Origin of the sequence: Buttiauxella ferragutiae, from assembly GCF_022637515.1 — a bacterium.
Classification (GTDB): domain Bacteria; phylum Pseudomonadota; class Gammaproteobacteria; order Enterobacterales; family Enterobacteriaceae; genus Buttiauxella; species Buttiauxella ferragutiae.
Map to the genome: position 1 here is coordinate 1,020,979 of NZ_CP093332.1, position 21,201 is coordinate 1,042,179.

Genomic DNA, 21,201 nt, shown 5'->3' on the forward strand with positions numbered 1-21,201 from the left:
TTTATTGGTTAAACAAAGAATTAATGCTTCGCCTTAGCCAGCTCCTTCACCAATGGCAACATCACGCGCACTACGTCACGGCTGCGTTTTTCAATGCGCTGCGGTAGCCACTTATCCAGATATTGCTGGTTATCAATTAAGGCATTATGCCAACTGGTTCCATCGGGGAACGCTTTGCTTTTTACGCGTTGCTGATAGCCATCTTTCTTACCCAGCGACCAGTTGGTGGCTTCCACTGAAAGCACCGGGATCCCAGCTTTATCAAACACTTCAGCATCGTTACAGCAGGCAGTGCCTTTTGGATAATGGGCATTAAGCCCAGGATTGGTCGTGGCCTTAATATTTAACTGCCGTGCCAAAGCTAATGCGCGGTCGCGTGTCATTTTAGTGACGGCGGTCGGCGTCGATTTACCGCTGTTGAAATAGAGCTTGTCGCCGACAATCAGACTATCGAGATTAATCACCAGCAGGGTGTTTTTCTTGTCGCTGGCACTCATGCGTTTCAGGATATCTTCCGCGCCCAACGAACCAAGTTCTTCACCGCTGGTGGCGATAAAACGGATGCCGTAGCGTGTTGGTATATCTTTCAGGCGGGTGGCAAGCTCCAGCATCACGCCCAGGCCTGAAGCATTATCATCCACGCCTTGTAGCGTTAAACCGCCAAGGTTGTTATTCACGTCGTTGTCATTGAGCGGCGAAAAAGTATCGAGATGCGCCATGATGATGATTTGCTGCGGTTCAATACCTTCACGAGCGGCGATCACCGAGCTTGCGCTGACGTTATGCCAGTTCTGATGACCGTCTTTGCTGGTGTAAAGGTAACGGGTGTTGAAGCGGCGAATATCGCTTTGGTAGCCAAGCTGGCTAAATTGTTGATTAAGGTAATCCGCGGCCATCATTTCCGCCGGGCTGCCTGTCATTCGGCCTGGGAAAACGGTCGCGATGTGGCGCGTTTGTTGGTCGGCAATGTTGCCCATCGTGGTTGCGTTGGCAAACGCAGGCAAGGTACAGCAAATTCCTAACGCCAGGCTGGTAAGCGTTTGGCGCAATGCGGAAAACATAGTGAGTCCCTTTTAAACCGGAAAGTTTTTTGCCTGCATAGTATGAAACTGTGATGGAGACTACACAATTTCTATCGTTCCGAAACCCAGGATAATTCGAGGGTTAAGCACATTTTGTCATTTGCTTTTGCATCTCGTTATTCTTTTGTGGAACTAGTCATTCCAATTAGTAATTTCATAACAAATCAACCTCAGCCGTATAGTCCCTGCATGAATTTAAAACGGCGGGCCATGACCCACCGTACTAAACCTCGGTTAAGGGAAGGTTATGGACCAAAAACGACTCACACACTTACGGCAACTGGAGGCAGAAAGCATCCATATCATCCGTGAGGTTGCCGCCGAATTTTCCAATCCGGTAATGATGTATTCCATCGGTAAAGACTCATCGGTGATGTTGCATTTGGCCCGTAAAGCCTTTTATCCAGGCACACTTCCGTTCCCGCTGCTGCATGTCGACACCGGCTGGAAATTCCGCGAAATGTACGATTTCCGTGACCGTACCGCGAAGAATTACGGTTTTGAGTTGTTGGTGCATAAAAACCCGGAAGGGTTGGCGATGGGCATCAACCCCTTCGTGCATGGCAGCGCCAAACATACTGACATCATGAAAACCGAGGGCCTGAAGCAGGCGCTGAGCAAATACGGTTTTGATGCCGCCTTTGGTGGCGCTCGTCGTGACGAAGAAAAATCACGCGCTAAAGAACGTATCTATTCATTCCGTGACCGCTTCCATCGCTGGGACCCAAAAAACCAGCGCCCTGAACTGTGGCACAACTACAACGGCCAGATTAATAAAGGCGAAAGCATTCGTGTGTTCCCGCTTTCCAACTGGACCGAACTGGATATCTGGCAGTACATCTTCCTGGAAAATATCGAAATCGTGCCGCTGTATCTGGCAGCACCGCGCCCGGTTCTTGAGCGCGATGGCATGCTGCTGATGGTGGATGACGACCGCATCGATTTGCAGCCAGGTGAAGTGATTGAGCAGAAAATGGTGCGCTTCCGTACCCTGGGCTGCTGGCCGCTAACCGGAGCCGTTGAATCCGAGGCGCAGACGCTGCCGGAAATCATCGAAGAGATGCTGGTTTCGACCACCAGTGAACGTCAAGGGCGGGCAATTGACCGCGACCAGGCAGGCTCCATGGAGCTTAAAAAACGCCAGGGTTATTTCTAAGGAGCCGCCAGATGAACACCACTATTGCACAACAAATTGCTGATGAAGGCGGCGTAGAAGCCTACCTGCATGCGCAACAACACAAAAGCCTGCTGCGCTTTTTGACCTGCGGCAGCGTCGATGACGGCAAAAGTACCCTGATTGGCCGCCTGCTGCATGACACGCGCCAAATTTATGAAGATCAGCTTTCATCGCTGCATACCGACAGCAAACGCCACGGTACGCAGGGTGAAAAACTGGATCTGGCTTTGCTGGTGGACGGCTTACAAGCCGAACGCGAGCAGGGCATTACCATTGATGTGGCCTACCGTTATTTCTCGACCGAAAAACGTAAATTTATTATTGCTGATACCCCTGGGCATGAGCAGTACACCCGTAATATGGCGACCGGTGCATCAACCTGCGATCTGGCGATCTTATTGATCGATGCGCGTAAAAGCGTGCTGGATCAAACGCGCCGCCACAGTTTTATCTCCACACTTTTGGGGATCAAACATTTGGTGGTGGCGGTCAACAAAATGGATCTGGTGAATTACAGCGAAGAGACTTTCGAGCAGATCAAACAAGATTACCTGACCTTTGCCGAGCAACTTCCGGCAGATCTGGATATTCGCTTTGTGCCGTTATCGGCGCTGGAAGGCGATAACGTGGCGACGCAAAGCAACAGCATGCCGTGGTATTCCGGCCCAACGCTGCTGGAACTTCTGGAAACCGTCGAAGTGAAGCGTGTGGTTGAACAACAGCCGATGCGTTTCCCGGTTCAGTATGTGAATCGCCCGAATCTGGATTTCCGTGGTTATGCAGGAACGCTGGCATCCGGCGTGGTGAACGTCGGGCAGCGTGTGAAGGTTCTGCCGTCGGGTGTTGAATCTTCCATTGCCCGAATTGTGACTTTTGATGGGGATTTGCAACAAGCTGCTGCGGGCGAAGCCATCACTTTAGTGCTGAAAGATGAAATCGACATCAGCCGCGGTGATTTGCTGGTTGATGCCAGCGATGCGCAGCCTGCGGTGCAAACCGCGAAAGTCGACGTGGTGTGGATGGCAGAACAAGCGCTGGTCCCCGGCCAAAGCTACGACATTAAAGTCGCAGGCAAGAAAACCCGCGCTCGCGTCGACAACATCCATTATCAGGTTGAAATTAACAGCCTGACGCAGCGCGTCGTCGAAAGCCTGCCGCTCAATGGAATTGGCCTCGTTGATTTAACGTTCGACGAACCTCTGGTGCTGGACAAATACCAGGATAACCCGGTCACGGGCGGGCTGATTTTCATCGACCGACTGAGCAACGTGACAGTCGGTGCCGGAATGGTGCGTGAACCGCAACAAGATGTGTATCAGGAGCCGTCAGCCTTCAGCGCTTTTGAGCTGGAACTGAACGCGCTGGTGCGCCGTCATTTCCCGCACTGGGGCGCACGTGATTTGCTGGGAGGCAAATAATGGCTGAGCACGACGAAAACGTCGTCTGGCATGCGCATCCGGTGACGGTTGCGCAACGTGAAAAACTTCATCAGCATCGCGGTGCGGTGCTGTGGTTTACCGGGCTGTCTGGCTCGGGTAAATCCACCATCGCGGGGGCGCTTGAAGAAGCGTTGCACCAGCTTGGTGTGAGCACCTACTTACTGGATGGCGACAATGTGCGCCACGGTTTGTGCAGTGACCTCGGTTTTAGCGATGCAGATCGTAAAGAAAATATCCGTCGTGTCGGCGAAGTTGCCAACCTAATGGTGGATGCGGGACTGGTGGTGCTGACGGCATTTATCTCTCCGCATCGTGCAGAACGCCAGATGGTTCGTGACCGTGTCGGTGAAGGGCGGTTTATCGAAGTGTTTGTTGATACACCACTTTCTGTCTGTGAAGCGCGTGACCCAAAGGGTTTGTACAAAAAAGCCCGTGCCGGAGAGTTACGGAATTTCACTGGAATTGACTCGGTTTACGAAGCGCCAGTGAACCCGGAAATATACTTAGACGGCGAACAATTGGTAACAAATTTGATTGCGCAATTATTAGACCTGTTGCGCCGTGACGTTATTATCAAATCCTAAGACATTTCCAGGCACATCATGCGCCTGGTTTGCATGGTTTACGGATTCGTTATGCGCAATAGCACCAACCTGGCTATGACATCTACATCGGCTGAAGCTAGCCCCAGTACCGAAGAAACGACCTGGTCATTGGCTGGGGCGTTCATCGGCTTTTTGTCGTGGTTGCTGGCATTGGGTTTGCCCTTCTTGATTTATGGCCCTAATACCCTGTTTTTCTTTCTGTATACCTGGCCTTTCTTCCTCGCATTATTGCCTGTTGCCGTGGTGGTAGGGATTGCTTTGCATTCTCTGTTGCATGGCCGCTTGATCTTTAGCTGCATTGTAACCGTGCTGGCGGTGGGGCTGATGTTTGGCATGCTTTTCCTGTGGCTGATGGGTTAACGCATATACCCGTCATCCTTCAAGCTGCAGGGGTGTTGGCTGCAATTCGAATGCTAACGGGTATAAACTTTTTATGACTGCAAGGCCGCTAACTCACCTGCAAACGCGCATGTCGGCGCAATCTGTGATAAATTCTGCCGCAAATACGAAGGCTCGCTTTGTACCCAGAGCGCAGCCAGATAAAATTTTGTGCGATGATTGTGCCGTTTTTCAGGGGGCTGGATGGGTAAACTAACGCTACTATTGCTGGCCTTGTTGGTCTGGCTGCAGTATTCGCTGTGGTTTGGAAAAAACGGCGTACATGATTACACCCGCGTGAGTGACGACGTAGCCGCACAGCAGGCGACGAATGCCAAACTCAAAGCGCGTAACGATCAGCTGTTTGCTGAAATCGACGATCTTAATGGCGGGCAGGAAGCCATCGAAGAGCGCGCACGTAACGAGTTAAGCATGACCAAACCAGGTGAAACCTTCTTCCGTCTGGTACCCGATAGCTCTAAGCGCCTGGGCAATTCTGCAGGGCAGAACAATCGACAATAACGCGTAAGTGAATCTACATGGCAGACTCCTCCCCGGACGTAATTGCCGTGGTGCCGGCAGCAGGTATCGGCAGCCGCATGCAAACGGAATGTCCTAAGCAATATCTAAAAATCGGCGATAAAACTATTCTGGAACATGCGGTGGCAAGCCTGATGGCCCATCCACGCGTGGCACATGTCGTGATCGCTATCAGCCCTACCGACCGCTGGTTTACCTCTTTGCCTCTTGCTACCCATCCCCATGTGACCGTCATAAACGGCGGAGCGCAGCGTGCTGATTCGGTTCTTGCCGGGTTAAACGTGGTGCAAGACGCGCAATGGGTTTTGGTGCACGACGCAGCGCGTCCTTGTTTACATCAGGATGATTTGGCCCGTTTACTGGCGATTACTGAAACCAGCAAAATTGGCGGCATTCTGGCCGCACCGGTGCGCGACACCATGAAACGCGGCGAGCCGGGTAAAAACCTGATTGCCCATACGGTGGATCGCGAAGACCTGTGGCACGCCTTAACGCCCCAGCTTTTCCCTCTGGAATTATTGCGCAGCTGCTTGCAACGTGCGCTCGATGAACACGCCTCAATTACTGATGAAGCCTCAGCGCTTGAATATTGTGGCTTCCATCCCGAATTAATTAGCGCCCGCGCCGATAATATAAAAGTGACTCGTCCTGAAGACCTGGCGCTGGCGGAGTTTTACCTCACGCGGTTAACCCAAACGGAGCAAGAATAATGCGTATTGGACATGGTTTTGATGTACACGCCTTTGGAGGCGTTGGCCCAATTATCATCGGTGGCGTGCGCGTACCGTTCGAACAGGGGCTGCTCGCACACTCTGATGGCGATGTCGCATTGCACGCATTAACCGATGCTCTGCTGGGGGCTGCTGCGCTGGGGGATATTGGTAAATTATTCCCGGATACCGATCCGGCGTTTAAAGGCGCAGACAGCCGCGAATTGCTGCGTGAAGCCTGGCGCCGTATCCAGGCGAAGGGCTACACGCTCGGTAACGTCGATGTGACGATTATTGCCCAGGCGCCGAAAATGGCTCCGCACATCCCGCAGATGCGCGTATTTATTGCCGAAGATTTGGGCTGTCATATGGATGACGTCAACGTCAAGGCGACCACCACTGAAAAACTCGGTTTTACTGGCCGGGGTGAAGGCATTGCTTGCGAAGCGGTCGCTTTGCTACATAAGGCACGTAAATAATGGATATGCAGAATCTGACCTGGCTGCACGGTAAACCGCAAGGCACAGGGTTAATCAAAGCCAATCCAGAAGACTTCGTGGTTATTGAAGACTTAGGTTTCGGCCCGGATGGCGACGGTGAACATCTGCTGTTACGCATCCTGAAAAATGGCTGCAATACCCGCTTCGTGGCTGATGCACTGGCTAAGTTTTTGAAAGTGCACGCTCGTGAAGTCAGTTTTGCCGGTCAGAAAGACAAACATGCGGTGACTGAACAATGGTTTTGCGTGCGTCTGCCAGGCAAAGAAATGCCGGACATGCGCGAGTTTGAACTTGAAGGTTGCCAGGTGCTGGAATATGCCCGTCACCGCCGTAAATTGCGTCTGGGGGCGTTGAAGGGAAACAGTTTCACTCTGGTGCTGCGCGACATTAGCGACCGTGCGGAGCTGGAACAACGCCTGAATGCCATTCTTCATCGTGGTGTGCCTAACTACTTTGGCAGCCAGCGTTTTGGCATTGCGGGCAATAACCTGCATCAGGCTTTACGTTGGGCGCAAAGCAACGCGCCAATACGTGACCGTAATAAGCGCAGTTTTTATCTGTCCGCAGCCCGTAGCGCCATGTTTAACCAGATTGTCAGCGAGCGCCTGAAGAAGCCTGATTTTAACCAGGTTATCGACGGTGATGCGCTGCAACTGGCAGGTCGCGGCAGTTGGTTTGTTGCCACGCCGGAAGAACTGCCTGCATTGCAAAGCCGCGTTGATGACGGTGAGCTGCTGATAACTGCGCCGTTACCGGGCGACGGTGGCTGGGGCACGCAAAATGCGGCTCTGGAGTTTGAACAACAGTGTGTAGCCGAAGAAACTGATTTGCAGGCGCTGCTGGTGCGCGAGCGTGTTGAAGCGGCGCGACGTGCCATGCTGCTGATGCCGAAAGATCTCAACTGGAACTGGTGGGATGACATCACCGTTGAGCTGAATTTCTGGCTGCCTGCTGGCAGTTTTGCCACAAGCGTAGTACGCGAATTGATGAACGTGGCGAGTCACTACGCCGACATTGCTGAATAACGGGTTTTGTTGTCATCTCAACCTCAGGGGAATGAATATTCATTCCCCTTTTTATTTTCTTCGCACTCATCGTTATCCTGCTAACATTATATGGCAGTATTATCTCGGCACTGATTATTGCTCTGTAATGTGTATTAAAAACTATACTCGCATTAAAACTGCCATTAATTCGCCTTTGATACCTTTTTACTAAAAGTGAAATTGTTATTTTCACTTTGCGATGGTTTTATTCTTTGCTTGTTCAATAATGCGTAAAAATAGACATTTATTTTGTTTTATGGAATGCAATGATAATCTTATGTAGTTGATTTAATTGTTCTTAATGGTTGTTTGTTATTTGTTTTATTTTCCACGATATGTGACCGAAAACGATCTCTCTGGCTTGCCCAGCTGGATTGCAATTTAACTTTATGACTCCTATAGTCGCTGTCCATATTCTCTGGGTGGTTTTTTATTCATTCAGTTGGCAGTCATTTTTATATTTATAACCATCTCTTTATGCGATTTAACTATCGGGAAAGGGATGTTCGTCATGTAAAAAAGAGGGGTTTGTATGAAGTGTTTTAAATTAAAGTTAGTGGTAGCCGCACTGGCTCTGGGCGGGATGGTTTCTGTGGCAAATGCTGCAGACGGTTCCGTTCACTTTACCGGTGAAATTACGGAAACGGCTTGTAACGTGACTAATGGTGCCGGGAAAATCATTCCTGTTGCTCTGGGTAAAGTGGCAAAAACCAGTTTAGCTACCGTGGCTGCAAAATCATCTTCTGTCCCTTTTACCATTGACCTGGATAATTGCCCTGACACTAATGCCAACATCCGTTTTAGTGGTACCGCAGATTCAGTTGATAAAACTTTATTAGCTATTGATTCGACCAGTGTTGCGAGCGGTGTCGCTATTGAAATTGATTCTGATACCGGGCAGAAAATTGCCATGTATGCACCGTCAACCGATTTCAAATTAGCTGCGGGTAAAAATAAACTGAAATATCAGGCGAGTTATGTAGCGACCAATTCGGCTGTGACAGCCGGCAGCGTGGTTGCCACTTCGCAGTTCACCATCATTTATAACTAAGTTTATGCGTTAACGGGCAAGGATGCCTGACTGATACAGTTGGGGCAGCTATGTTAGTTTTTGTTAAATATCGTGCTATGGCATGGTTTGCCATGCTGGCAGTCATTGTTTTATTTCCATTAATCTCTCACGCCGGAATTATCGTCGGTGCCACGCGTGTTGTTTATCATGCTGAAAATAAAGAAGCTGAATTAAAAGTTGAAGCAACCAAAGATGCAGGAGCTTATTTAATTCAGTCATGGGTTGATACCGGTGATGAAAAGGTTAAAGCCCCTTTTGTGATTACGCCGCCTTTATTTCGTATCGACGGTGGTGAAGAAAACCAGCTGCGTATTATCTACTCCGGAAACCCTTTGCCTGGCGACCGGGAGTCGCTGTTTTGGGTCAACGTGCGTTCTATTCCTGAAACCGATAGCGAAATCACAAACAAACTACAAATTGCTATCAAAACCCGCATGAAACTGTTCTATCGCCCAGAAGGGCTGGGTAATCCACCTAAAGATTTTGCGGAAAAGCTGACGTTTAGCCGCAGTGGAAATACGCTGACAGTGGTCAATAACTCTCCCTGGTACGCCATTTTTAACCAGTTAACGCTGGGCGGAAAACCGATTAAAAATGCCGAATGGGTAGCACCGCACAGTTCGGTTAATTTATCGCTGGCGGGAATGTCCGGAAACCAGCTGAGCTGGAAGTTAATCAATGATTATGGCGGTGCCAGCGATCCCGGCAGCACCACGCTTTAAGAAACTGAATTTTTCCTTTATCAGCCAGGAAATATAAAATCATGCGTTATTTCCGCATATTTCACCGTGCTTATTTTTCGGCATTGCACTGGGTTGTGCCATTCGCTGCACTCCTGGCTGTAATTCCCCAAGGGGCAAATGCGAAGGCCTGGTTTAATCCGGCATTACTGGAATTAGACTCACCGGAAAAACCGACTGTTGATATTTCTCTGTTTGAAGAACAAGGGGCGCAACTACCGGGAAATTATCGTGTTCACATTATGGTGAATAGCGATAAAGTCGCTGATGAGAATATTGAGTTTGTGACCGGGGATGATAAAAAACTGGTTCCGGTGTTAACGCCAGCTCAACTGAAGAAGTGGGGCGTTAATCTCCATTCCACAGAACAGTTAGCCGCGGCACCTTTAGATAAAGCGATATCTTCGCTGGCAGAAATGATTCCACAAGCCAGCAGTACGTTTGCCTTTACCAGCCAGACGCTGAAACTGAGTATTCCCCAGGAAAATATTGATAGCAAAGCGCATGACTTTATCGACCCTGCACAATGGGATGACGGTGAGGCGGTGTTATTTACCAACTATGCCTGGTCGGCCTCGCAAAATAAAAGCAAGCATGGTGAGAATAGCAATAACGGCTACCTGAATCTGCAATCGGGAGTGAACCTTGGTGCGTGGCGTCTGCGTAATTACAGCAGTTTCAGCTATGGCCAGGGAGGCGAGAAATGGTCGTCGATGAACAGCTATTTGCAGCGCTTTTTCCCAGCGTTGGGCGGTGTGTCTCTGACAATGGGCCAGACCTATACGCCGGGGGATATTTTTGACAGTGTGCAATACACCGGCGTGCAACTGGCGACGGAAGAAGGGATGCGCCCTGATAGCCTGCGCGGCTTTGCGCCGGTTATCCACGGTATCGCTAACTCCAATGCCAAAGTCACCATTCGCCAAAATGGCTATGTCATTTATCAGAACTTTGTTCCGGCTGGCCCTTTCCAGATAACTGACCTTTATCCCACCGCGTCGGGTGGCGATTTGGATGTGACGATCACCGAAGCCGATGGCAGCGAGCGCCACTTTGTGCAGTCTTTTGCTTCGATACCCAATATGCAGCGTGAAGGGAGCATGAAATACACTTGGTCAACGGGGCGTTATCGCAGTAATAGCGCCTCCAGCGATCCGCTGTTTAGCCAGGGCACGCTGACCTACGGTTTATCCAACTATGTAACGCTCTACGGCGGGGTGATTGCTGCGGCAAACTATTTCTCTGCGATATTCGGCTCGGGGATTGGCTTAGGTATTCTGGGTTCTATTGCCGTGGATATGAGCCACGCTAAGTCGCGTTTCACCGATTCGCCCGATGCACAAGGCCAGTCGTGGCGCTTCCAGTATTCCAAAGAGTTTGAAGCGACGAATACCGCCGTGACTCTGGCGGGTTACCGTTATTCAACCAAAGGTTATTACACCTTCGAGGAAGCGGCGGATCGTGAAGGGCAGGTGCAGGACTGGCAGGGAAACAAACGCAGTCGGATGCAGATTAATATCAGCCAGTCATTAAGCGACCACAGTAATTTTTACCTTGCCGGGACGAAGGATGATTTTTGGGGTTCCACCGAGGCACAGCAATCGCTGAGTGCGGGCGTGCGTGCCACGACGCAATGGGCAAACTTCGGTATTGCTCTGTCCTGGGTACATGATGATTACCATAGCGATAACGATCGCCAGATTGCTTTTGATATCCAGATCCCACTGGAAAAGTTGCTGCCTAAAGCGTGGGCGCAATACAGCGTCGCCACTAATACCCACGGCACCACGCAGCATCAGGTTGGCGTGAACGGTACGCTGCTGGAAAACGATCAATTACAGTATTCAGTGCAACAAACCTACGGCAACCGCCAGCAACAAAATGGTGGTAACGCGCAATTAGCGTGGCTGGCACCTTATAGCGACCTGGCGTTGGGTTACAGCTATGGCGACGACACCCAGCGCATTAACTACGGCATGAATGGCGCAGTGGTAGTGCATCGCCATGGGATCACGCTTGCTCACACGCTCGGCGAAACCTTCGGCCTGATTGAAGCACCTGGTGTGGAAAATCTCGAAATAACCAGCAGCCAGAACGTCTACACCGATTCACGCGGTTATGCCGTCATCCCTTACTTAACGCCATGGCATTACAACGACATCAACCTTGATACCCACAAACTGGCCGGCAATGCAGATATAGACGCGATTCACCGCGATGTTGTGCCCACCAAAGGGGCAATGGTGGTGATGCGTTACAAAACCCATTTGGGTCAGCGCGCCTTAATGACCATACACATCGGCAAGGGCGTGGTGCCATTTGGCGCAACAGTGACGCTGGAAGGCACGGATGAAACCGGCATCGTCGGCGATAACGGCGTGGTGTTCCTCAGTGGCCTGGCGGATAGCGGCAATTTGCATGTGGTGTGGGGGAAAGGGCGGGTCAACGAATGCCACGCGCCATATCGCCTTGCATCGCCGGGTAAAAATCAAACGCACATCCTTTCTGGTGATGCGCAATGTTCTGGAGGTACCTAATGAAACGAGTCTTTCTGGGGCTGATTGGCTTGCTGATGATGACCCTTGCTCCACACGTTTGGGCGGCTGCGTGTCAATCTATTGGCGCGACACAGGAATTCAATTTTAATTACGTTAAAAATATTACTGACCCGGACCAAAACGTCATCAGTAAGACCGCGTATCAGCAAAACTGGAATTCGCCAAATAATCTCTATTATGGCCGTTGTGCTTGCCAGGATACCCGAACCGTGAGGAAGGTCCATTATCGCGCTGTGAGCTCTTTATCACGCCCGGTCCCTTCAACCATTGCGACGCCAGATCCCAATAAACACTGGTATGTGATCCCGAATGATAAAGGTGACGGATACCTTGGCGTTGCTACGCAGGTGTATATCGCCGGTAACCGCAAGCAATTTTATAATGTGCCTTTCACGATGGATAACAATTATCCGCAGACTACTCTTTGCCCGACGACGCAAACTAACGCTAACCGGATTCAATTTGGGACTGGGGCGCAGGGGAAAATTAGCCTGATGTTTATTCGGCCTTTTATTGGCCACGTTACTATCCCAAAAGTAAAAATTATTGATCTGTTTGCCGCAACAGATAGCAGCTCATTTTCGGGAATGCCGATTGCCAGTGTCTATGTGAGCGGTGATGTTACGGTGCCGCAGAGTTGCCGAATCAATGACGGAAAAGCCATCGAAGTTCCATTCGGACAAATTGCGGCGAAAGATATTTTGACTAAAGGCAAGGCGCCGGACGGTTTTACTAAAAGGCAGATAATCGTCAATTACCAATGTACTAATATTGCCGATAGGGTTGCGTTGGAATTAACTATGGAAGCGGTGCCAGCAACAAGTTTACCCAATGCGGTGGCTACTGATAACCCCGATATTGGTGTGATGGTTGGCGATCAAAATCTGCAGCCTTTTATTTCGCGCGTCACGAAAATACCGGTTACATTTTCATCACAGACTCAGCAAGGTTCCACCACGCTTTATGCCTGGCCAGTCAATACCACTGGCAAACGTCCACAGCGTGGGCCATTTAGTGCTACCGCTTCGTTAAATATTAATTTGAAGTAATAAAAAAGCCAGGTGGTTATTCCCCCTGGCTTTTTTATTTTATGAATGGGTAATATCTTGTTTGAGTTGATTAATTAACGTGGTGATGTTGATGTCGTTGCTGCGATTTTTATGATAATGAGCATAAATAGTGCCGGTCGGTTTTTCATTGGGTAGTGGCAGTATCTGAACATCAGCAAACTGGGCAAATCCTGCGGCAAATTGCTCGGCACACAGCAAAATATAATCAGATGTTGTCGTCATCACTAATAAGTTCAACATTGAATTACTTGAGTAAATCGGTGGCTTATACACACCCAATAAAACATTATCTTCAATTAATGACGGCCACAGATTATAAGAAAGATACTCTTCATTTCTGAGTTCTTCCATCGTGAACCCCGGTTTTATACGCGGGTGCCCAGTTCTACAAATCACTCTTGGTGTAATATCAAATAACGGCTCGTTGACAATTGAACTGTCTGAATGCCTTTGTGGTGTCAGGCTTAAATCAATGCGGCGTGATCGTAATTGATTAATATCTCTGAGCAAATCGCCATCATGTGTTTCACAGGTTAATTCAAATTGTTCTAAGCACCGGCCATTCTTCTGCAATGTCGAGGTGACATAAAACTCTAATACCGGAGATAACGACAGGCGTAATGATGCACGGTCATTAAGTTTTTTGGCATAAGGTTTTGATACTTTAATCGCGAGTTCGACATGTTCTACCGCCCGCGTTAAGTTTGATGCGATAGTCAAGGCTAAAGATGTGGGTTCAAGCCCATTTTTGGTCCTGATAAATAAAGGGTTGTTAAATGTTTCACGCATTTTATTGATGGCGCGACTGACTGATGGAATAGAAGTTTCTAATAGTGCCGCAGCATTAGTTACGCTACGAGTGTCCATGACCATCAGGAATATTGAGATGGTTCCCATGTTCAAGGTGTGCATGTATTAGCCTTCATTATCTTAATTTTTGCAATTCCAGAGACATTAAATAGAAGCATAAAATAATTCACTGTTTGTTAAGAGTGATAATATTAAAAAAATTCCCAATAAGAACCAAAGTATACACGTGATACCTGCTAACTAAAAATTTATAGCTACAGTTAGCCGTGAGAGCATGAATGTTTTTTGATACTTTTAACTACTTTAATTATTTGATTAACAATGGTTTTTGTTTTTAATGTTTGTTGTGCTTACATAATCAATTAACTATTGGTTGATTAATCTAAATGCCATTTAAAATTAGTATAATATCCTGTCGGGGTGGTGTGGGATATAACGTATTTGCAACTTCATACGAAGAATTTGTCTTTCGAAAATGATTCTAAAATTAAAATAAATAACATTTTGGCTATTTTAAGTGGGGTCTACTCCGGTTGAAGCTGGCTACACTTCGAACTTTACGGGGGAAATCACCTTCAGCAGTGCTCCGTAAAGGCCACTAAGGCGTTGTTTTCGGCACATTCCTTGGGCCAGAAAGGGTGATTTAGTCAACATTGAATTGTATAGTGTCCCCTGGACAGGACTTTGTGGTGAATGTTACAAAATCAGCAACAATTTCATTACGGGTGCACTAAAATCAACAGAATGGGATAAAACAACAGGTTGGGGCGATTTTGAAGGTTAACAGAACGCACAGAGTTGTTATGCCGGGAACCAACGTGTGGTTTTATCTTTTTCATATAAAAAGAAGCTTTGTAAATCCAATATGAGAATACTTTTGAGTAACGATGACGGGGTCAATGCGCCGGGGATTCAAGTTCTGGCGGCCCGACTAAGGGAATTTGCTGATGTGCAGGTTGTTGCCCCTGACCGTAATCGCAGTGGGGCTTCAAACTCACTGACGCTCGAATCTTCATTGCGTACTTTCACTCTCGCCAACGGCGATATTTCGGTACAGATGGGCACGCCGACAGACTGCGTCTATCTTGGTGTCAACGCCTTGATGCGTCCGGCACCTGATGTCGTGGTTTCTGGAATTAACGCCGGGCCGAATCTGGGTGATGACGTCATCTATTCCGGCACCGTTGCGGCGGCGATGGAAGGGCGGCACTTAGGCATTCCAGCGCTGGCTGTTTCATTAAATGGCCATGAGCATTATGAAACTGCAGCCGCTGTCACTTGCTCGATTTTGCGTGCTTTATCGCGTGAACCGCTGCGTACCGGGCGTATCTTAAATATCAATGTGCCTGATTTGCCGCTTGATCAAATCAAGGGCATTCGTGTCACGCGCTGCGGTAGCCGCCATCCGTCAGATAAAGTTATTCCGCAAGAAGATCCGCGCGGCAATACGCTGTACTGGATTGGACCGCCGGGCGATAAATTTGACGCAGGCCCAGATACCGATTTTGCCGCTGTCGATGAAGGTTATGTTTCGGTCACCCCATTGCATGTTGACCTTACTGCTCATAGCGCACGTGAGGTCGTTAGCCACTGGTTGAGTAAATCAGGAGTGGACGAGCAATGGTAAGCAAACGCGTAGAAGCACTTCTCGCACAACTGCGTACTCAAGGCATCAAGGACGAAAAAGTTCTGGAGGCGATTGCGCAGGTACCGCGGGAAAAATTTGTCGATGAAGCGTTTGAGCACAAAGCCTGGGAAAACACCGCCTTGCCCATTGGTTCCGGCCAAACTATCTCACAACCTTATATGGTTGCCAGAATGACCGAGTTGCTGGAGCTGACTCCGGAATCGCGAGTGCTGGAAATCGGTACCGGTTCGGGTTATCAAACCGCGATTCTGGCTCACCTGGTGCATCATGTTTGTTCAGTTGAGCGCATCAAGGGCCTGCAATGGCACGCAAGGCGACGTTTAAAGCAACTCGATCTGCACAATATCTCCACCCGTCACGGTGACGGCTGGCTGGGCTGGCATGCACGCAGCCCATTTGACGCTATTATTGTTACGGCTGCACCACCGGAAATCCCCAGCGCGCTGTTGTCGCAGCTGGACGAAGGTGGAATTTTAGTCCTCCCGGTAGGCGAAGATCGGCAGTATCTGAAGCGCGTTCGTCGACTGAGTGGGGAATTTGTCATTGATACGGTAGAAGCCGTGCGTTTTGTCCCCTTAGTTAAGGGTGAATTGGCATAACCTGGAACTATCTTGTTTTTTTCTAAAGGTATTGGCGTAACGTTACGCGCAGCGAAATTTTAGCATCTGGCTGTATAACCATTAGCATTCGAGTTGCAGGTGAGCGTCTGCAGCCAACACCCCTGCAGCTTGAAGGATGATGGGTATTAGCACCAGTTCTGCCGTATTTTCATTAGCATATGATTGTTTTTTTGGGGGATAAATGAGCGCGGGAAGCCCAACTTTTACTTTACGCCGTATTGCGGCCTTGTCGCTGGTGAGCCTGTGGTTAGCAGGATGTACCAGCAATAACACTCAGGCACCGATTAGTTCGGTGGGCGGTAACGGCAATACCAGCAGCAGTTCTTCTGGCGGCATGCTGGTGACTCAGCCACCGAAAATGTCTACCCAAACCCAGAGCCAACAAATTCAGCCTGTCGCTCAGCAGCCTGCGATTCAGCCGGTGCAAACGCAGCCGGTCGCTTCCGAGCCAGTACAAACTGAAAATGGCCGCATTGTTTATAACCGCAAATATGGCGCTATTCCGAAAGGGAGCTATAACGGCGGTAGCACTTACACCGTTAAACGCGGCGACACTCTTTTCTATATTGCGTGGATCACCGGGAACGACTTCCGTGACTTAGCCCAACGCAACAATATCCCCGAGCCGTACGGCTTGAACGTGGGTCAGACCCTGCAGATTGGTAACGCATCCGGTGCACCAATTACGGGTGGAAACGCTGTGACTGCGGCCGATGCCAGCGCGCAGGGCATCACCCCTACCGCTGCGCAAAAAACCGCCGTAGTGGTTGCTTCTAAACCGGTAATTACGTATTCTGAGGATTCAGGTGAACAAAGTGCTAACAAAATGTTGCCGAATAATACAGGGACTGCGACAACTGTCACAGCACCGGTTACGGCACCTGTGGTTAGCTCTACGACTACTGTACCGACTGCCAGCAGCACGTCCGATAGCGCGCCAATTTCGACCTGGCGCTGGCCGACTGAAGGCAAGGTTATTGAGAACTTTTCTGCTAACGAAGGTGGCAATAAAGGGATCGATATCGCAGGCAGCAAAGGCCAGGCTGTTATTGCTACCGCTTCCGGGCGAGTGGTGTATGCCGGTAACGCGCTGCGTGGTTACGGTAATCTAATCATCATCAAACATAATGATGATTACCTGAGTGCCTACGCCCATAACGATACAATGCTGGTCCGGGAACAAGAAGAAATCAAGGCGGGGCAGAAGATAGCTACCATGGGTAGCACCGGAACCAGTTCAACACGTTTACATTTTGAAATTCGTTACAAGGGGAAATCCGTCAACCCGCTGCGTTACTTGCCGCAGCGATAAGCCGGTAAAGCACTTTACATGCACAAAGTCGTTTAAGTGATATCAAGGCGGCAACTGAGTGAATCCCTGGGAGCTTACTTAAGTAAGTGACTGGGGTGAATGAAGGCAGCCAACGCAGATAGCGCTTAAAAGACGAAGTGCAAGGTGCTTTACCCAGGGATCACGGGTAGGAGCCACCTTATGAGTCAGAATACGCTGAAAGTTAACGAGTTAAATGAAGACGCGGAATATGATGAGAATGGAGTTGAGGTCTTTGACGAAAAAGCCCTCGTAGAAGAGGAACCCAGTGATAACGACATAGCCGAAGAGGAGTTATTGTCACAGGGCGCCACTCAGCGTGTGCTTGACGCAACTCAGCTTTATCTTGGGGAGATTGGTTATTCCCCATTATTGACAGCCGAAGAAGAAGTGTATTTTGCCCGCCGCGCTCTGCGTGGTGACGTCGCTTCCCGCCGCCGCATGATTGAAAGTAACTTGCGTTTGGTGGTTAAGATTGCCCGCCGTTATAGCAATCGTGGTCTGGCTCTGCTGGACTTGATTGAAGAGGGGAATCTGGGGCTGATTCGTGCCGTTGAGAAGTTTGACCCAGAACGTGGGTTCCGTTTTTCAACGTATGCAACATGGTGGATTCGTCAGACCATCGAACGGGCAATCATGAACCAAACCCGTACGATTCGTTTGCCGATTCATATCGTGAAAGAACTGAACGTTTATCTGCGTACCGCTCGTGAACTTTCCCATAAGCTCGACCATGAGCCAAGTGCGGAAGAGATTGCTGAGCAACTGGATAAACCGGTTGATGATGTTAGCCGTATGCTGCGTCTCAACGAGCGCATTACTTCAGTAGACACCCCGTTGGGTGGCGATTCTGAAAAAGCGCTGCTGGATATTCTGGCTGACGAGAAAGACAACGGCCCGGAAGACACCACCCAAGACGATGATATGAAACAGAGCATCGTGAAGTGGTTGTTTGAACTGAACGCTAAGCAGCGTGAAGTATTGGCTCGTCGTTTTGGTCTTTTAGGCTATGAAGCTGCAACACTGGAAGATGTGGGTCGTGAAATCGGCCTGACTCGTGAACGTGTTCGTCAGATTCAGGTTGAAGGTCTACGCCGTCTGCGTGAAATTTTGCAGACTCAAGGGCTGAATATCGAAGCATTGTTCCGCGAATAAATGTTCCGCGAATAATCGACTGTTCAAATAAAAAAGCGGTGACCCTGGTCACCGCTTTTTTTATGACTGCATTCCTGAATACCCTCACCCTGGGAACATGGTTTTCTCCTTCTCCTGGGGGAGAAGGGCGGGATGAGGGCGACCCGATGGTGGAAACTACACCAGACTCTTCAAACGATAAATCCACTCCAGCGCCTGGCGTGGCGATAGCGAATCGGGGTCTAAGGCTTCCAGCGCTTCTACCGCAGGCGAGGTTTCCTCGGCAACAGACAGCAACGACATCTGCGTGCCATCAACCTGCGTGGCTGCCGTATTGTTAGAAATTGTCTCAAGCTCGCGCAGTTTCTGACGGGCACGCTTAATTACCTCTTTTGGCACACCAGCCAACGCCGCTACGGCCAGGCCGTAACTTTTGCTCGCCGCACCATCTTGCACACTGTGCATAAATGCGATGGTGTCACCGTGTTCGATGGCATCCAAATGCACGTTCGCCACACCTTCCATTTTTTCTGGCAGGGTCGTCAGCTCAAAATAGTGTGTTGCGAATAGCGTCAGCGCTTTGATGCGATTTGCCAGGCTTTCGGCACACGCCCAGGCGAGCGATAAACCATCGTAAGTGGAAGTCCCACGACCAATTTCATCCATCAATACCAGGCTGTGTTCGGTGGCGTTATGCAGAATATTGGCCGTTTCGGTCATCTCCACCATGAAGGTCGAACGCCCGGAAGCCAGGTCATCTGCCGCACCCACACGGGTGAAAATACGGTCGATTGGGCCGATTTCCGCCTGCTGCGCCGGAACAAAACTACCGATGTAAGCCAGCAACACAATCAATGCAGACTGGCGCATGTAGGTACTTTTACCGCCCATGTTCGGGCCAGTGATAATCAGCATCCGCCGTTGTGGCGCCAGGCTTAATGGGTTGGCGATAAACGGCTCGCTAAGCACTTGCTCAACCACCGGATGACGCCCGCCAACGACTTTAATACCCGGTTTATCTGTCAATTGCGGGCAGGTGTAATTCAGGCTGTAAGCACGTTCCGCGAGGTTCACCAGCACGTCCAGTTCCGCGAGTGCTGTCGCACTTTGCTGCAACGCTTCGAGGTGCGGTAACAGGGCATCGAACAGTTGATCGTAGAGCTGTTTTTCCAGCGCCAGCGCTTTCCCTTTTGAGGTCAGCACTTTGTCTTCGTACTCTTTCAGCTCAGGAATGATATAGCGTTCAGCGTTTTTCAGCGTCTGGCGGCGAACATAGTGAATAGGTGCGTGATGGCTCTGGCTGCGGCTGATCTGGATGTAATAACCATGTACGCCGTTGAAGCCCACTTTCAGCGTATCCAGACCAAGTTTTTCACGTTCACGGATCTCAAGTTTATCGAGATAATCCGTGGCACCGTCTGCCAGCGCGCGCCATTCGTCTAACTCTTCGTTATAACCTGGCGCAATAACGCCGCCGTCACGCACCAGTACCGGCGGTGCTTCTACTACGGCGTGCTCTAGTAGCTCGCGAAGCTCGGTGAATTCACCCATATTTTCGCGCAGCGTTTGTACGTAATCTGTTGGCACATCCGCCAGCATTTCGCGCAGCTCTGGTAACTGTTGGAATGCGTGGCGCATACGCGCTAAATCGCGCGGGCGTGCGGTGCGTAAAGCCAGACGCGCCAGAATACGTTCCAGATCGCCCACCTGGCGCAACACCGGTTGGATTTCCGCAGTACGGTCTTGCAGCGCGGCAATGGTTTGCTGGCGTTTTTGCAGCACATCGACGTTGCGGATCGGCATATGCAACCAGCGTTTCAGCATGCGGCTGCCCATCGCCGTGACGGTGCAGTCCAGCACTGAAGCCAGCGTATTTTCAAAGCCGCCAGCCAGGTTCTGGGTTATCTCCAGGTTACGGCGCGTTGCCGCATCCATAATAATGCTGTCTTGCTGGCGATCCATGGTGACAGAGCGAATATGCGGCAAAGAAGTGCGCTGCGTATCTTTAACGTATTGCAGTAAGCAACCGGCAGCACACAACGCATGATGAGCATTTTCGACACCAAAGCCCGTCAGGTCTCGCGTACCAAACTGCATATTCAACTGCTGGCGAGCGGTGGAAATCTCAAATTCCCACAGCGGGCGACGGCGCAGACCGCGACGGCCTTCAATTAAGCGTGTCTCGGCAAAATCTTCGGCATACAGCAGCTCAGCAGGATTGGTACGTTGCAGCTCTGCCGCCATGGTTTCGATATCTTCTGGCTCAGACAGACGAAAACGGCCCGAGCTAATGTCGAGTGTGGCGTAGCCAAAACCTTTGCCCTCTTGCCAGATGGCCGCCAGCAGGTTGTCCTGACGTTCCTGCAGCAACGCTTCATCGCTGATGGTGCCTGGCGTAACGATGCGCACAACTTTGCGCTCAACTGGCCCTTTGCTGGTGGCGGGGTCGCCAATCTGCTCACAGATAGCTGCAGATTCGCCAAGATTCACCAGTTTCGCTAAATAGTTTTCAATGGCGTGATGTGGCACGCCAGCCATTGGAATCGGTTCCCCAGCGGATGCTCCACGCTTAGTCAGGGAAATGTCGAGCAGTTGCGATGCACGTTTCGCATCGTCATAAAAAAGCTCGTAAAAGTCACCCATGCGATAGAACAACAGGATCTCAGGATGCTGCGCTTTCAGGCGCAGGTACTGCTGCATCATCGGGGTGTGGCTGTCGAGGTTTTCCGTAGTAGTCATTTG

Annotated in this window: 19 protein-coding genes; 16 read left to right on the forward strand and 3 right to left on the reverse strand. The window is 50.0% G+C overall.

Annotation, left to right across the window (positions count from 1 at the left end; all coding sequences use genetic code 11):
- Window positions 1–20: 20 nt before the first annotated feature.
- Window positions 21–1,061 carry an aminopeptidase gene (locus MNO13_RS04595; protein WP_064543891.1) on the reverse strand — a complete coding sequence of 347 codons (1,041 nt, stop codon included), beginning with the start codon at window positions 1,059–1,061 and terminating at the stop codon, window positions 21–23.
- 268 nt (window positions 1,062–1,329) lie between these two features.
- On the opposite strand from MNO13_RS04595, the gene cysD reads away from it, so the two are divergent.
- From cysD to MNO13_RS04655, 12 genes are all read left to right on the forward strand, one after another.
- On the forward strand, window positions 1,330–2,238 hold the full coding sequence (cysD, locus tag MNO13_RS04600) for a sulfate adenylyltransferase subunit CysD (RefSeq protein ID WP_241939585.1): 909 nt from the start codon (window positions 1,330–1,332) through the stop codon (window positions 2,236–2,238).
- An 11-nt stretch (window positions 2,239–2,249) separates the two neighbouring features.
- Complete coding sequence (cysN, locus tag MNO13_RS04605) at window positions 2,250–3,677, forward strand: sulfate adenylyltransferase subunit CysN (protein ID WP_064543894.1); 1,428 nt, start codon at window positions 2,250–2,252, stop codon at window positions 3,675–3,677.
- Window positions 3,677–4,282, forward strand: a complete 606-nt coding sequence (gene cysC / locus MNO13_RS04610) for an adenylyl-sulfate kinase (protein WP_064543897.1) — start codon at window positions 3,677–3,679, stop codon at window positions 4,280–4,282. Before cysN ends, cysC begins: the two co-directional genes overlap by 1 nt.
- A 51-nt stretch (window positions 4,283–4,333) precedes the next feature.
- Window positions 4,334–4,663 (forward strand): DUF3561 family protein, encoded by a 330-nt coding sequence (locus MNO13_RS04615; protein ID WP_064543923.1) that lies wholly within the window; start codon window positions 4,334–4,336, stop codon window positions 4,661–4,663.
- 222 nt (window positions 4,664–4,885) lie between these two features.
- The gene (gene ftsB / locus MNO13_RS04620; protein ID WP_064543899.1) at window positions 4,886–5,203 is read left to right on the forward strand and encodes a cell division protein FtsB; all 318 of its coding nucleotides are present in this window, start codon (window positions 4,886–4,888) and stop codon (window positions 5,201–5,203) included.
- A gap of 17 nt (window positions 5,204–5,220) precedes the next feature.
- Window positions 5,221–5,931, forward strand: coding sequence for a 2-C-methyl-D-erythritol 4-phosphate cytidylyltransferase (ispD, locus tag MNO13_RS04625; RefSeq protein ID WP_064543901.1), 711 nt, complete (start codon window positions 5,221–5,223; stop codon window positions 5,929–5,931).
- Window positions 5,931–6,410, forward strand: coding sequence for a 2-C-methyl-D-erythritol 2,4-cyclodiphosphate synthase (ispF, locus tag MNO13_RS04630; protein ID WP_064543903.1), 480 nt, complete (start codon window positions 5,931–5,933; stop codon window positions 6,408–6,410). The genes ispD and ispF overlap by 1 nt, the downstream gene beginning before the upstream one ends.
- Complete coding sequence (gene truD, locus MNO13_RS04635) at window positions 6,407–7,456, forward strand: tRNA pseudouridine(13) synthase TruD (protein ID WP_241940042.1); 1,050 nt, start codon at window positions 6,407–6,409, stop codon at window positions 7,454–7,456. The genes ispF and truD overlap by 4 nt, the downstream gene beginning before the upstream one ends.
- Window positions 7,457–8,009: 553 nt before the next feature.
- A complete protein-coding gene (locus MNO13_RS04640) occupies window positions 8,010–8,528 on the forward strand; it encodes a fimbrial protein (protein WP_241939586.1) in 519 nt (172 codons plus the stop codon).
- Between the two features lie 50 nt (window positions 8,529–8,578).
- Window positions 8,579–9,271: a fimbrial biogenesis chaperone gene (locus tag MNO13_RS04645; RefSeq protein ID WP_232886948.1), complete on the forward strand. Its 693-nt coding sequence runs from the start codon at window positions 8,579–8,581 to the stop codon at window positions 9,269–9,271.
- A gap of 41 nt (window positions 9,272–9,312) precedes the next feature.
- Window positions 9,313–11,826, forward strand: a complete 2,514-nt coding sequence (locus MNO13_RS04650) for a fimbria/pilus outer membrane usher protein (RefSeq protein ID WP_121815017.1) — start codon at window positions 9,313–9,315, stop codon at window positions 11,824–11,826.
- Between the two features lie 35 nt (window positions 11,827–11,861).
- Window positions 11,862–12,896 carry a fimbrial protein gene (locus MNO13_RS04655; RefSeq protein WP_232886984.1) on the forward strand — a complete coding sequence of 345 codons (1,035 nt, stop codon included), beginning with the start codon at window positions 11,862–11,864 and terminating at the stop codon, window positions 12,894–12,896.
- A 39-nt stretch (window positions 12,897–12,935) separates the two neighbouring features.
- Here the strand turns inward: MNO13_RS04655 and MNO13_RS04660 are convergent, their stop codons facing one another.
- Window positions 12,936–13,829, reverse strand: a complete 894-nt coding sequence (locus tag MNO13_RS04660) for a LysR family transcriptional regulator (RefSeq protein WP_121815019.1) — start codon at window positions 13,827–13,829, stop codon at window positions 12,936–12,938.
- A gap of 763 nt (window positions 13,830–14,592) precedes the next feature.
- Between MNO13_RS04660 and surE the strand changes: the two genes are divergently transcribed.
- From surE to rpoS, 4 genes are all read left to right on the forward strand, one after another.
- Window positions 14,593–15,354 carry a 5'/3'-nucleotidase SurE gene (surE, locus tag MNO13_RS04665; protein ID WP_064543913.1) on the forward strand — a complete coding sequence of 254 codons (762 nt, stop codon included), beginning with the start codon at window positions 14,593–14,595 and terminating at the stop codon, window positions 15,352–15,354.
- On the forward strand, window positions 15,348–15,974 hold the full coding sequence (locus MNO13_RS04670; RefSeq protein ID WP_064543915.1) for a protein-L-isoaspartate(D-aspartate) O-methyltransferase: 627 nt from the start codon (window positions 15,348–15,350) through the stop codon (window positions 15,972–15,974). Before surE ends, MNO13_RS04670 begins: the two co-directional genes overlap by 7 nt.
- Window positions 15,975–16,176: 202 nt before the next feature.
- On the forward strand, window positions 16,177–17,307 hold the full coding sequence (gene nlpD / locus MNO13_RS04675; protein WP_232886947.1) for a murein hydrolase activator NlpD: 1,131 nt from the start codon (window positions 16,177–16,179) through the stop codon (window positions 17,305–17,307).
- Window positions 17,308–17,487: 180 nt separating this feature from the next.
- On the forward strand, window positions 17,488–18,480 hold the full coding sequence (gene rpoS, locus MNO13_RS04680) for an RNA polymerase sigma factor RpoS (RefSeq protein WP_064543919.1): 993 nt from the start codon (window positions 17,488–17,490) through the stop codon (window positions 18,478–18,480).
- A gap of 156 nt (window positions 18,481–18,636) precedes the next feature.
- Here the strand turns inward: rpoS and mutS are convergent, their stop codons facing one another.
- Entirely contained in the window at window positions 18,637–21,198 is a 2,562-nt protein-coding gene (mutS, locus tag MNO13_RS04685; protein WP_241939587.1) for a DNA mismatch repair protein MutS, read from the reverse strand.
- Window positions 21,199–21,201 lie beyond the last annotated feature (3 nt).

Bases quoted from the DNA above. Each gene is read 5' to 3' on its own strand.
- MNO13_RS04595 (WP_064543891.1), bottom strand. From the start codon at position 1,061: ATGTTTTCCGCATTGCGCCAAACGCTTACCAGCCTGGCGTTAGGAATT.
- cysD (WP_241939585.1), top strand. From the start codon at position 1,330: ATGGACCAAAAACGACTCACACACTTACGGCAACTGGAGGCAGAAAGC.
- cysN (WP_064543894.1), top strand. From the start codon at position 2,250: ATGAACACCACTATTGCACAACAAATTGCTGATGAAGGCGGCGTAGAA.
- cysC (WP_064543897.1), top strand. From the start codon at position 3,677: ATGGCTGAGCACGACGAAAACGTCGTCTGGCATGCGCATCCGGTGACG.
- MNO13_RS04615 (WP_064543923.1), top strand. From the start codon at position 4,334: ATGCGCAATAGCACCAACCTGGCTATGACATCTACATCGGCTGAAGCT.
- ftsB (WP_064543899.1), top strand. From the start codon at position 4,886: ATGGGTAAACTAACGCTACTATTGCTGGCCTTGTTGGTCTGGCTGCAG.
- ispD (WP_064543901.1), top strand. From the start codon at position 5,221: ATGGCAGACTCCTCCCCGGACGTAATTGCCGTGGTGCCGGCAGCAGGT.
- ispF (WP_064543903.1), top strand. From the start codon at position 5,931: ATGCGTATTGGACATGGTTTTGATGTACACGCCTTTGGAGGCGTTGGC.
- MNO13_RS04640 (WP_241939586.1), top strand. From the start codon at position 8,010: ATGAAGTGTTTTAAATTAAAGTTAGTGGTAGCCGCACTGGCTCTGGGC.
- MNO13_RS04645 (WP_232886948.1), top strand. From the start codon at position 8,579: ATGTTAGTTTTTGTTAAATATCGTGCTATGGCATGGTTTGCCATGCTG.
- MNO13_RS04650 (WP_121815017.1), top strand. From the start codon at position 9,313: ATGCGTTATTTCCGCATATTTCACCGTGCTTATTTTTCGGCATTGCAC.
- MNO13_RS04655 (WP_232886984.1), top strand. From the start codon at position 11,862: ATGATGACCCTTGCTCCACACGTTTGGGCGGCTGCGTGTCAATCTATT.
- MNO13_RS04660 (WP_121815019.1), bottom strand. From the start codon at position 13,829: ATGCACACCTTGAACATGGGAACCATCTCAATATTCCTGATGGTCATG.
- surE (WP_064543913.1), top strand. From the start codon at position 14,593: ATGAGAATACTTTTGAGTAACGATGACGGGGTCAATGCGCCGGGGATT.
- MNO13_RS04670 (WP_064543915.1), top strand. From the start codon at position 15,348: ATGGTAAGCAAACGCGTAGAAGCACTTCTCGCACAACTGCGTACTCAA.
- nlpD (WP_232886947.1), top strand. From the start codon at position 16,177: ATGAGCGCGGGAAGCCCAACTTTTACTTTACGCCGTATTGCGGCCTTG.
- rpoS (WP_064543919.1), top strand. From the start codon at position 17,488: ATGAGTCAGAATACGCTGAAAGTTAACGAGTTAAATGAAGACGCGGAA.
- mutS (WP_241939587.1), bottom strand. From the start codon at position 21,198: ATGACTACTACGGAAAACCTCGACAGCCACACCCCGATGATGCAGCAG.